Raw genomic sequence first — 12,275 nt, 5'->3', positions numbered from 1 at the left:
ACCGCTCTTTATTTGCGGCTGCCGGTGGTGAGGAAGCCCGAGTCGTGCGGCGTCGTCACCGACTTGGCCAGCGATTCGGCCGTCGACGTCATCGCCGCGTTCGCACCGCTCACCTTGTTGCCGTTGGCGTCGAACTGCTTCATCACGTCGACCATCGTGCCGACCGAAGCCAGCAGGCCGGTCTGCGCGCCCGCCAGGTTCGGCAGGGTCAGGCCGCCGGCCGCCACGCCCGCATCGCCGGCGTTGAAGGCGGTCATCGCCTGGACCATGCTGCCGACCTTGCTGCTCAGCGAGGTCGCGGTCGCCGCGGCTTCCGCGGCCGACTTGTCGGTCGTGAACCACACGTCGCCCGTGGCGGCCGTGGAGCCGTCGGTCTTCGTGAAGGTCGACTGCATACCGATCCAGTTGCCGTTGTCCTTGGCCGCGGTCTTGTCGCCGTTGACGTTGATGCTTGCCACGTTCAGCGACGCCAGGCTCTTCAGCTCGCCCGATTCGCTGACGCCGTCGCCGTTCGCATCGACCCACACCTTCAGGTTGCTGTAAGCAGCATCCTTCGAGTCGATCACGCCGTCGCCGTTCGCGTCCAGCTGGGCCAGTGCTTCGTAGCCGTTGGAGGCGTTCTGGCCGCTCGCCAGCTTCGTCGACGTACCGAACAGCTCGCTACCGTCGTCGATCGAACCGTTGCCGTTGCGATCCAGTGCCAGCAGGCCGTCGGTCGCATCCGCCCAGCCCGTCGTGACCTTGCTGCCGGTCGCGAACAGGTCGAACTGCACGCCCTGGGCGATGCTCTTCGTGTGGATGCCGTCGCCGTTCAGGTCCAGCACGATCGGGCTGCCGACCTTGAGCTGCTGGATCTGTGCCGTCGTCATCGCGCCCACCTGGGCCGACGTCAGCGCATGCACCTGGCCGGTCGTCAGCGCGGCGACCTGCGTCGTCGTCAGACCGTTCTGGATCTGGTTCGTCGTCAGTGCCTGGATCTGGTTCGTCTTCAGCACGGCGATGTCGCGGGTCTCGAGCGTCGAGATCTGGCTGGTCGTCAGCGACGACAACTGGCCGGTCGTCAGCGCCTGCACCTGGCTGGTGGACAGCGCGACGATCTGGTTCGTCGTCAGGCCGTTTGCCACCTGGCTCGTCGTCAGCGCGCCGATCTGCGCCGTCGTCAGCGAGGACAGCTGGTTCGTCGACAGGCCGGCCGAGATCTGCGCGGTGGTCAGCGCCGAGATCTGGCTGGTCTTCAGCGCGATCAGGTCGCGGGTCTCCAGCGCGGCGACCTGGTTCGTCGTCAGCGCGCCCAGCTGGGCCGTCGTCAGGGCGGCGGCATCGGCCGACGTCAGGGCGACGATCTGGTTCGTCGTCAGGCCTGCCTGCACCTGGGTCGTCGTCAGCGCGGCGATCTGGTTCGTCTTCAGCGCGGCGACGTCGGCGGTTTCCATCGCGGCGACCTGGTTCGTCGTCAGCGCGGCGACCTGGGCCGTCGTCAGCGCGCTGGCCTGGACCGTCGTCAGCGCGACGATCTGGTTCGTCGTCAGGCCTGCCTGCACCTGGCTGGTCGTCAGGGCAGCGATCTGGGCGGTCGTCAGCGAAGCCAGTTGCGAGGTCTTCAGACCGGCCGAGATCTGGTTCGTCGACAGTGCCTGGACCTGGTTGGTCTTCAGCGCGGCGAGGTCGGCGGTTTCCATCGCAGCCACCTGGTTCGTGGTCAGGTTACCGACCTGGGCCGTCGTCAGCGCGGCAGCCTGGGACGTCGTCAGCGCGACGATCTGGTTCGTCGTCAGGCCTGCCGAGATCTGGTTCGTCGTCAGCGCGGCGATCTGGCTCGTCTTGAACGCGGCGAGGTCACGGGTTTCCAGCGCGGCGACCTGGTTCGTGCTCAAGGCGACGGTCTGCGCGGTGGTCAGCGCGCCAGCCTGGGCCGTGGTCAGGGCGACGATCTGGTTCGTCGTCAGGCCTGCGGACACCTGGTTCGTCGACAGCGCGGCGATCTGGGCCGTCGTCATCGACGACAGCTGGTTCGTGGTCAGGCCGGCCGAGATCTGGTTCGTCGTCAGCGCCTGCACCTGGCTCGTCTTGAACGCGGCGAGGTCGGCGGTTTGCAGCGCGGCGACCTGGTTGGTCGTCAGCGCGGCGGTCTGGCCGTTGGTCAGTGCGGCGGCCTGGGCCGTGGTCAGGGCGACGATCTGGTTCGTCGTCAGGCCGGCGGACACCTGGTTCGTCGTCAGCGCGGCGATCTGGGCCGTCGTCATGGCGGCCACGTCACGGGTCTCCAGCGCGGCGACCTGGTTGGTCGTCAGGTTGGAAGCCTGTGCGGTCGTCAGGGCGGCAGCCTGGGCCGTCGTCAGGGCGACGATCTGGTTCGTCGTCAGGCCAGCCGACACCTGGGCGGTCGTCAGCGCGGCGATCTGGGCGGTCGTCATCGACGACAGCTGGTTCGTCGACAGGCCGGCCGAGATCTGGTTCGTCGTCAGCGCGGCAACCTGGTTCGTCCTGAACGCGGCGAGGTCGGCGGTCTGCAGCGCGGCAACCTGGTTCGTGGTCAGCGCGGCGGTCTGGCCGGTCGTCAGCGCGCCAGCCTGGGACGTGGTCAGGGCAACGATCTGGTTCGTCGTCAGGCCTGCGGACACCTGGTTCGTCGTCAGCGCGGCGATCTGGTTCGTCTTCAGCGACGCGAGGTCGGCCGTTTCCATCGCGGCGACCTGGTTCGTCGTCAGCGCGCCGACCTGGCCGGTCGTCAGGGCACCCGCCTGGTTCGTGGTCAGGGCGACGATCTGGTTCGTCGTCAGGCCAGCGGACACCTGGGCGGTCGTCAGCGCGGCGATCTGCGCGGTCGTCAGCGAGGAGAACTGCGCCGTCGACAGGCCGGCCGAGATCTGGTTCGTGGTCAGCGCGGCAACCTGGCTCGTCTTGAACGCGGCAAGGTCGACGGTCTGCAGCGCGGCAACCTGGTTCGTGGTCAGCGCGGCGGTCTGCGCGTTCGTCAGTGCGCCTGCCTGGGACGTGGTCAGGGCGACGATCTGGTTCGTCGTCAGGCCTGCCGACACCTGGTTCGTCGTCAGCGCGGCGATCTGGTTCGTCTTCATGGCGGCCAGGTCGGCCGTTTCGATCGCGGCAACCTGGTTCGTCGTCAGCGCGCCGATCTGGCCGGTCGTCAGGGCACCTGCCTGGTTCGTGGTCAGGGCGACGATCTGGTTCGTCGTCAGGCCAGCCGAGACCTGGGCGGTCGTCAGCGCGGCGATCTGCGCGGTCGTCATCGACGCCAACTGGTTCGTCGTGAGGCCTGCCGAGATCTGGTTCGTCGTCAGCGCGGTAACCTGGCTCGTCTTGAACGCGGCAAGGTCGGCGGTCTGCAGCGCGGCAACCTGGTTCGTGGTCAGCGCGGCGGTCTGCGCGTTCGTCAGTGCGCCTGCCTGGGACGTGGTCAGGGCGACGATCTGGTTCGTCGTCAGGCCAGCCGACACCTGGGCCGTGGTCAGCGCGGCGATCTGGGCGGTCGTCATCGACGCCAGCTGGTTCGTCGTCAGGCCGGCCGAGATCTGGTTCGTCGTCAGCGCGGCAACCTGGTTCGTCTTGAACGCAGCGAGGTCGGCGGTCTGCAGTGCGGCAACCTGGTTCGTGGTCAGGTTGGCGGTCTGCGCGGTGGTCAGCGCGCCTGCCTGGGCCGTGGTCAGGGCGACGATCTGGTTCGTCGTCAGGCCTGCGGACACCTGGTTGGTCGTCAGCGCGGCGATCTGGGCCGTCGTCATGGCGGCCACGTCACGGGTCTCCAGCGCGGCGACCTGGTTGGTCGTCAGGTTGGAAGCCTGTGCGGTCGTCAGGGCGGCAGCCTGGGCCGTCGTCAGGGCGACGATCTGGTTCGTCGTCAGGCCAGCCGACACCTGGGCGGTCGTCAGCGCGGCGATCTGGGCGGTCGTCATCGACGACAGCTGGTTCGTCGACAGGCCGGCCGAGATCTGGTTCGTCGTCAGCGCGGCAACCTGGTTCGTCCTGAACGCGGCGAGGTCGGCGGTCTGCAGCGCGGCAACCTGGTTCGTGGTCAGCGCGGCGGTCTGGCCGGTCGTCAGCGCGCCAGCCTGGGACGTGGTCAGGGCAACGATCTGGTTCGTCGTCAGGCCTGCGGACACCTGGTTCGTCGTCAGCGCGGCGATCTGGTTCGTCTTCAGCGACGCGAGGTCGGCCGTTTCCATCGCGGCGACCTGGTTCGTCGTCAGCGCGCCGACCTGGCCGGTCGTCAGGGCACCCGCCTGGTTCGTGGTCAGGGCGACGATCTGGTTCGTCGTCAGGCCAGCGGACACCTGGGCGGTCGTCAGCGCGGCGATCTGCGCGGTCGTCAGCGAGGAGAACTGCGCCGTCGACAGGCCGGCCGAGATCTGGTTCGTGGTCAGCGCGGCAACCTGGCTCGTCTTGAACGCGGCAAGGTCGACGGTCTGCAGCGCGGCAACCTGGTTCGTGGTCAGCGCGGCGGTCTGCGCGTTCGTCAGTGCGCCTGCCTGGGACGTGGTCAGGGCGACGATCTGGTTCGTCGTCAGGCCTGCCGACACCTGGTTCGTCGTCAGCGCGGCGATCTGGTTCGTCTTCATGGCGGCCAGGTCGGCCGTTTCGATCGCGGCAACCTGGTTCGTCGTCAGGGCGCCGACCTGGCCGGTCGTCAGGGCACCTGCCTGGTTCGTGGTCAGGGCGACGATCTGGTTCGTCGTCAGGCCAGCCGAGACCTGGGCGGTCGTCAGCGCGGCGATCTGGGCCGTCGTCATCGACGACAGTTGTGCCGTGGTCAGGCCGGCCGAGATCTGGTTCGTCGTCAGCGCGGCAACCTGGCTCGTCTTGAACGCGGCGAGGTCGACGGTCTGCAGTGCGGCAACCTGGTTCGTGGTCAGCGCGGCGGTCTGCGCGGTCGTCAGTGCGCCTGCCTGGTTCGTGGTCAGGGCGACGATCTGGTTCGTCGTCAGGCCTGCGGACACCTGGGCCGTGGTCAGCGCGGCGATCTGCGCGGTCGTCATCGACGCCAGCTGGTTCGTCGTCAGGCCGGCCGAGATCTGGTTCGTCGTCAGCACGGCAACCTGGTTCGTCTTGAACGCAGCGAGGTCGGCGGTCTGCAGTGCGGCAACCTGGTTGGTCGTCAGCGCGGCGGTCTGCGCGGTCGTCAGCGCGCCAGCCTGCGAGGTGGTCAGCGCGACGATCTGGTTCGTCGTCAGGCCGGCGGACACCTGGTTCGTCGTCAGCGCGGCGATCTGGTTCGTCTTCATGGCGGCCAGGTCGGCCGTCTCGATCGCGGCGACCTGGTTCGTCGTCAGCGCGCCCATCTGGCCGGTCGTCAGGGCGCCTGCCTGGTTCGTGGTCAGGGCGACGATCTGGTTCGTCGTCAGGCCGGCGGCCACCTGGCTCGTCGTCAGTGCGGCGATCTGGGCCGTCGTCATCGACGACAGTTGTGCCGTGGTCAGGCCGGCCGAGATCTGGTTCGTCGTCAGCGCGGCGACCTGGTTCGTCTTGAACGCGGCGAGGTCGGCGGTTTGCAGGGCTGCAACCTGGTTCGTCGTCAGCGCGGCGGTCTGCGCGGCCGTCAGCGCGCCCGCCTGCGAGGTGGTCAGGGCGACGATCTGGTTCGTCGTCAGGCCGGCCGACACCTGGTTCGTCGTCAGCGCGGCGATCTGGTTCGTCTTCATCGCGGCCAGGTCGGCCGTCTCGATCGCGGCGACCTGGTTCGTCGTCAGTGCGCCCATCTGGCCGGTCGTCAGGGCACCCGCCTGGTTCGTGGTCAGGGCGACGATCTGGTTCGTCGTCAGGCCAGCGGACACCTGGTTCGTCGACAGCGCAGCGATCTGGGCCGTCGTCATCGAGGACAGCTGGTTCGTCGTCAGGCCGGCCGAGATCTGGTTCGTCGTCAGGGCGGCAACCTGGCTCGTCTTGAATGCGGCGAGGTCACGGGTTTCCAGCGCGGCGACCTGGTTCGTGCTCAAGGCGACGGTCTGCGCGGTGGTCAGCGCGCCAGCCTGGGCCGTGGTCAGGGCGACGATCTGGTTCGTCGTCAGGCCCGCGGACACCTGGTTCGTCGACAGCGCGGCGATCTGGGCCGTCGTCATCGACGACAGCTGGTTCGTCGTCAGGCCGGCCGATATCTGGTTCGTCGTCAGCGCCTGCACCTGGCTCGTCTTGAACGCGGCGAGGTCGCGGGTTTCCAGTGCGGCGACCTGGTTCGTCGTCAGCGCGGCGGTCTGGCCGTTGGTCAGTGCGGCGGCTTGGGCCGTGGTCAGGGCGACGATCTGGTTCGTCGTCAGGCCGGCGGACACCTGGTTCGTCGTCAGGGCGGCGATCTGGCTCGTCTTCATGGCGGCCAGGTCGGCCGTCTGCAGCGCGGCGACCTGGTTCGTGGTCAGCGCGGCGGTCTGGGCCGTCGTCAGGGCACCTGCCTGGTTCGTGGTCAGGGCGACGATCTGGTTCGTCGTCAGGCCAGCGGACACCTGGTTCGTCGACAGCGCAGCGATCTGGGCCGTCGTCATCGAGGACAGCTGGTTCGTCGTCAGGCCGGCCGAGATCTGGTTCGTCGTCAGGGCGGCAACCTGGCTCGTCTTGAATGCGGCGAGGTCACGGGTTTCCAGCGCGGCGACCTGGTTCGTCGTCAGCGCGGCGGACTGCGCGGCGGTCAGCGCGCCTGCCTGCGAGGTGGTCAGCGCGACGATCTGGTTCGTCGTCAGGCCGGCCGACACCTGGTTCGTCGACAGCGCGGCGATCTGGTTCGTCTTCATGGCGGCCAGGTCGGCCGTTTCGATCGCGGCGACCTGGTTCGTCGTCAGCGCGCCCATCTGGCCGGTCGTCAGCGCGCCTGCCTGAGCCGTGGTCAGGGCGACGATCTGGTTCGTCGTCAGGCCAGCGGACACCTGGGCGGTCGTCAGCGCGGCGATCTGCGTGGTCACCATCGACGCCAGCTGGTTCGTGGACAGGCCGGCCGAGATCTGGTTCGTGGTCAGCGCGGCAACCTGGCTCGTCTTGAACGCGGCGAGGTCGGCGGTCTGCAGTGCGGCGACCTGGTTCGTGGTCAGCGCGGCGGTCTGCGCGGTGCTCAGTGCGCCTGCCTGGGACGTGGTGAGGGCGACGATCTGGTTCGTCGTCAGGCCAGCCGACACCTGGTTCGTCGTCAGCGCGGCGATCTGGTTCGTCTTCAGCGACGCGAGGTCGGCCGTTTCGATCGCGGCGACCTGGTTCGTCGTCAGGGCGCCGACCTGGCCGGTCGTCAGGGCGCCCGCCTGGTTCGTCGTCAGGGCCGCGATCTGCGTGGTCGTGAGGCCGGCCGAGATCTGGGTCGTGGTCAGGACAGCCAGGTCACGGGTTTCGATGGCCTGCAATTGGTTGGTCGTCAACGCCCCAAGCTGCGTCGTCGAAAACGCAGTCATGTCGGAGGTCGCGAGAGCGACGATTTGGGAAGTAGTCAGCGCCTGTATCTGGGCGGTGCTCATTCCGGTGATAACTGATGCCATGGTCGATGAACCTTTAATATATTGAACGTTGTCCGAATGATCGCCGCCCGATGCGCGATATCAGTAAAAGACTATTTCCCTAAGGATACATTTTATTGGTGCGATTACGAATGCTTTACGGCAACAAACCGGCCAACTTGAGGCATTTTCGGTTGTTTTTTCTCCACAACGCTCTCTCAACCACGCTTTTTATCCCTTCGATAATTCATCCGGATCGGCTTTTCCAGCCAAGCGGCGCTTGACGTTTCTTGCGTTGCCGTTAGGAAATTGCTTTCGGCAGAAGAGAAAGGCGACGGCCGGACGGCTGCTATTAAGTCCGCAGAGAAACTTTCTTGCAATTCAATGTAGTTGCAAGATTGCCAATCGTTTGGCGACGGGCGACGGTTCGGGCGAGGTTGTCGTACGATAGACACAGTCCCGTTCAACCACGTATCCCATGCTCCCGAATACTCGCCTGATCCTCCTGCTGCTCGGCCTGCTCGGCGCCAGTGCGACGCTGCTCGCCGCCGAGCGCGGCGCCCGTTCCGCGCCCGTGACGCCAGTGCCCAGCCTCGACGTGCCGCGCTACATGGGCGCGTGGTATGAAATTGCAAAATACCCGAACAGGTTTCAGAAACAATGTGCCAGCAACACGACGGCGCATTACAGCCTGCAGCCGGACAAGACCGTGCAAGTCATCAACCGCTGCCGCCGCGCGGACGGCACCGTCGACGAGGCGGTGGGCACGGCGCGCCAGCTGGGCGGCCCCACGTCGCCCACGCTGAAGGTCCGGTTCGCGCCGGCCTGGCTGTCGTTCCTGCCGATGGTGTGGGGCGACTACTGGGTGATCGACCTCGATCCGAACTACCAGCTGGCCGCCGTCAGCGAGCCGGGGCGGGAGTATTTGTGGATCCTGGCGCGCACCCCGACCGTGTCGCGCCAGGCGTACGGCGCCCTGCTCGAGCGGCTGGAGCGGCAGGGGTTCGACCTGAGCAAGCTGGAGATGACGCCCCAGGCGGCGTACTGACAACACTCGGCGGCCGCGCCGGCGCCAAACGCTTGCCAACGGCGTGTTATTTACGGAAACTAGTTATTTCAATTTTGCAAATGACTGCCGTTGATGCCGAAGACCGCCGCGCGGGTGTCGCGCCTGTATGAAGTGATGGACCTGATGCTGGACTCGGTCGGCGATCCGCTCGCACTGAAATCGCTGGCGGCGTCGGCCAGTTATTCGTCGTTCCACTTCGACCGCATCTTCCGCGAGCTGACGGGTTTCTCGGCCGTCGAATACCAGCGCAAGCGCCGCCTGCGCCGCGCCGCCCACCTGCTGCGTCACGAGCCGGACGTGCCCATCGTGCGCATCGCCCAGGATTGCGGCTTCCCGTCCAACGCGGCGTTCGCCAAGGCGTTCAGGCAGCAGTTCGCGATGTCGGCCAAGGCGTGGCGCGAGGGAGGATGGCGCGATTACATGGACCAGCAGGTCGGCCGCGAGAGCGACGTCAGCTTCTTCGTGGCCGAGCCGGACGACCTGGAAGCGATCCTGGCGCCGTACTGCCCGCCCGAACCGGGCACGGTCGCGGCGCGCATCGCCGTGCGCAACCTGCCGGCGCTGACCTTGCGCTACCAGCGCTTCTTCGGCCAGTCCGGCGCGGCGCTGTCGTTCGCCTGCCACGACTTCATCCAGGAACGCGAGACGGCCGACGGCCTGCCCGCCAGCACCCCGTGGTACGGCGTGTTCGACGAAGACCCGGGTTTTACGGGCGAACGGGAATACTGCTACGACTTCGGGTGCGCGGACGATACCGTGCTCGATCCCGGCCTGGGATTACGCGTCCTGCCGGCCGGCACCTACGCCTGCCTCGACTTCGACGACGAATGGCCGCGCTTCCGCTCCATGTACGAGGACTGGCTCGACAAGCAGGCCGTCTGGCGCCTGGACAGCACCCGGCCGCACATCCAGAAGGTCGAACGCACGCCGGAGGGCCGCTGGCGCGGCTGGCTGGCGCTCCCGGTCAAGAAACGCTGATCGACTGGTCGGGTGGGCACCCCGTGCCCACGCGTAGCGCATGCGGCTTGCCAGCGCCGCGCGTGGGCGGAGGCCGCCCACCCTACCAGTCGAAGCCGCGCGTGGGCGGAGGCCGCCCACCCTACCAGTCGAAGCCGCGCGCGGGCGGAGGCCGCCCACCCTACCAGTCGAAGTCGTCGGGGATCTTGAAGTCCTTGTAGGGATCGTCCTCGCCTTCCGCGACGGCTTCGGCGGCTTTATTCACGCGCACGACGCGCTCCGGCGCCCGTTCCGCGATCTTGTCCGCGATCACGCGCGGCACCAGCTCGAAGCCGCCCGCGTGGGCAACGATCGACAGACGGCCGGCCACCAGGTGGTCGCGCACGGCCGCGGAGACGTGGATACGCTCGATCTTCGTGCCGATCGTGAAGTTGTAGACGACGTCCAGGTTGCCCTTGCCCTTGGGCTGGCGATTCACCTGGATCATCTGCGTGATCTGCGCCTCGACGGCCTTCGCGGCGGCGGCGGCGTCGCGTTGGGCGTTCAGGGCGCGCGCACGCTCGGCCTGCTGGCGCTGGGCCTCGAGCACCGCCTCCTTCGTCTCGTTGACGCTCGTGACGCCCGTGCGGCGCTCGATCTTCTGCTGCTTGGCTTTTTCCTGGTTGACGACCTTGACCTTCTTCTTGTCGACCAGCCCGGCCTTCATCAGCTGCTCCTGCAGGGAAACCATCCTTGACTCCATCAACGAACGTGGGAATCCTCCAGCATAGCAAACCTGACGGCTTCGCAACAGCGGTCGATCAGCCCGCCGGCTGGGCCAGGAAGAAGCGCAGCATCTCGGCCGACGCGTTCGGCCCGGACGCATCCGTGTACGAGCCGGCCGGATCGCCGCCCGCCCAGGCGTGACCGGCACCGTGCACGACCCAATGTTCCGCCACCGCGCGGCCGTCGTCGTCCAGCGCCGTCGTGCGCGTGTGGCCGCGGCCCGAACCGGGCGTGCCGCGCTCTTCGATCTCGCGCACGGTCCCGTCGCCCAGGAACTGGCGGATCAACACCTCGCCGTTGGACGGATGGACGACGGCGTCCTGGTCGCCATGGAACACGATCAGCGGCACGCGGCGGCGCAGCGTCCGGCTCGCGCCGCCCAGGTGCTTGCCCTTCATCGCGTTCAGCCCCGACATCAGGTCGCGCGCGGCGCCGACCGGCAGGCCGGAATGCACGCCGACGGCCGCATACAGCTCGGGATACGCGGCGCCCATGACGGCCGCCATCGCGCCGCCCGCCGACAGGCCGGCCACGTAGACGCGGCGCGGGTCGGCGCCGTATTCGTCCACGATCTTGCGCGTCATGCCGGCCAGCACGGACGGCTCGCCCTGCTCGCGCGCCTGGTGCGCGGCGTCGAACCAGTTCCAGCAATTCGAACTGTTGGCGCCGCGCTCCTGGTCCGGGTACAGCACCAGGCAACCGTGTTCTTCCGCGAGCCGGTTCATCGCGGTGCCGGCCGCGAAATCGGCGGCGTGCTGCTGGCAGCCGTGCAGCATGACGACGAGCGGCCGCGGCCCGGATGCGGCTTTCTCCGGCACATACAGGCGGTAGCGGCGCGTGCCCGCTGCGTTGCTGAACGAGCCTTCGAGAAATTGACCAGGTGCGTCAGGCGTCACCGGTCGCGGACTCTTCCGCAAGCCGTCGAAACGCGCACGCCAGTCGCCGGACGGCGAGGTGCCCTTCGCGGTGGCCGGACGGCGCAGCCAGTCCGGCACGCCGTTCAGGTCGGCGAATGGCGCACGCGCGCCCGGCTGCCCGGCAAAAGGCGGCGTGAACGGCGTACCCGCTTGCGCCCCCGGCATCAGCCCGGCGGTGCGCAGCGCGTCCTGGATCAGCGCGGTGGCCGCGGCCGGGTCCTTGCCCTGGCCCGAGCGCACGGCGCCCAGGATGTTTTCAACAAATTGTTCATATGGTTTCATGGTGTTCCTCAGGAATGGATGCGGTCCGCGAGCGCGGACTTGACGGCGGCCGGCGCGAAAAATGCGCCGAGCACCTGGATGGAGGCGATCGCCGCACGCGCCAGCTCGGGCGTGACGTCGTCGTCGATGGTGGCGAGGCCCAGCACGTGGATGTCGAGCTGCTCGCCGGCGGCGACGCCCGCTTCCAGTTCCGCCTTCGTGTAGCGCTGCATGCCCATCACGAAGCGCTTGCGCGTGACGGTCTGGCGGATCGCTTCGCCGTGCTGCTGCAACTGGTTGCGGATGGCCGTGCGGACGAAATCGGTACGGTTCGTATAAAAACCTTCCGCCACGAGCAGGTCCATCTGCGCCAGGTCGACGAGGCCCAGGTTGATGGTGACCTTGTCCGTATCGGGAAATTTGGGTTTGGTGTCGACGAGCTTCATGGTGTCTCCGCAGTGTTTATACGCCCATTATACTCCAACCGGAGTATGAACGGAGTATAACTGCGAATCATCGAAGTGCGGTATAATATTCCTTCCGGATATAAAGCCGGCCCACTCCTTCCCTCCCACCCCCACGCCCGGCACCCGCCGCGCGCCCCGCCCCCAAGGACCCCCAATGGCCAAAGAAGAACTCATCGAAATGGACGGCATCGTCCAGGAAATCCTGCCGGACTCGCGCTTTCGCGTCGACCTGGACAATGGACACAAACTGATCGCTTACACGTCGGGAAAGATGCGCCAGCACCATATCCGCATCCTCGCGGGCGACCGCGTGACGCTGGAGATGTCCGCATACGACCTGAGCAAGGGTCGCATCACGTTCCGCCATATCGAGAAGCGCAATGCGCCACCGGCGCGCCGTCCAGCCTACCGCCGCTGA

Annotated in this window: 7 protein-coding genes; 3 read left to right on the top strand and 4 right to left on the bottom strand. The window is 67.3% G+C overall.

What is annotated here, in order from left to right; all coding sequences use genetic code 11:
• Positions 1-8: 8 nt before the first annotated feature.
• Positions 9-7,442 (bottom strand): heme utilization protein, encoded by a 7,434-nt coding sequence (locus ACEN98_RS18950; protein ID WP_413389057.1) that lies wholly within the window; start codon positions 7,440-7,442, stop codon positions 9-11.
• Between the two features lie 457 nt (positions 7,443-7,899).
• On the opposite strand from ACEN98_RS18950, the gene ACEN98_RS18945 reads away from it, so the two are divergent.
• Together ACEN98_RS18945 and ACEN98_RS18940 are read left to right on the top strand one after the other, a co-directional pair.
• Positions 7,900-8,469: a lipocalin family protein gene (locus tag ACEN98_RS18945; RefSeq protein WP_413386415.1), complete on the top strand. Its 570-nt coding sequence runs from the start codon at positions 7,900-7,902 to the stop codon at positions 8,467-8,469.
• Between the two features lie 93 nt (positions 8,470-8,562).
• Positions 8,563-9,468: a helix-turn-helix domain-containing protein gene (locus tag ACEN98_RS18940; protein ID WP_413386413.1), complete on the top strand. Its 906-nt coding sequence runs from the start codon at positions 8,563-8,565 to the stop codon at positions 9,466-9,468.
• A 160-nt stretch (positions 9,469-9,628) separates the two neighbouring features.
• Here the strand turns inward: ACEN98_RS18940 and ACEN98_RS18935 are convergent, their stop codons facing one another.
• The 3 genes from ACEN98_RS18935 to ACEN98_RS18925 form a co-directional block, all read right to left on the bottom strand.
• Positions 9,629-10,177 carry a DUF2058 domain-containing protein gene (locus ACEN98_RS18935; protein WP_413386411.1) on the bottom strand — a complete coding sequence of 183 codons (549 nt, stop codon included), beginning with the start codon at positions 10,175-10,177 and terminating at the stop codon, positions 9,629-9,631.
• A 70-nt stretch (positions 10,178-10,247) separates the two neighbouring features.
• Positions 10,248-11,411 (bottom strand): alpha/beta hydrolase family esterase, encoded by a 1,164-nt coding sequence (locus ACEN98_RS18930; RefSeq protein WP_413386409.1) that lies wholly within the window; start codon positions 11,409-11,411, stop codon positions 10,248-10,250.
• An 8-nt stretch (positions 11,412-11,419) separates the two neighbouring features.
• Positions 11,420-11,836, bottom strand: a complete 417-nt coding sequence (locus ACEN98_RS18925) for a CopG family transcriptional regulator (RefSeq protein ID WP_413346532.1) — start codon at positions 11,834-11,836, stop codon at positions 11,420-11,422.
• 175 nt (positions 11,837-12,011) lie between these two features.
• Between ACEN98_RS18925 and infA the strand changes: the two genes are divergently transcribed.
• Positions 12,012-12,275: a translation initiation factor IF-1 gene (gene infA, locus ACEN98_RS18920; protein WP_413345493.1), complete on the top strand. Its 264-nt coding sequence runs from the start codon at positions 12,012-12,014 to the stop codon at positions 12,273-12,275.

The sequence above is a fragment of the Massilia sp. CT11-137 genome (assembly GCF_047302885.1).
Classification (GTDB): Bacteria; Pseudomonadota; Gammaproteobacteria; order Burkholderiales; family Burkholderiaceae_D; genus Telluria; species Telluria orientalis.
The sequence above is the reverse complement of the archived record's forward strand: the minus strand, read 5'-3'. Positions and strand labels throughout refer to the sequence as shown.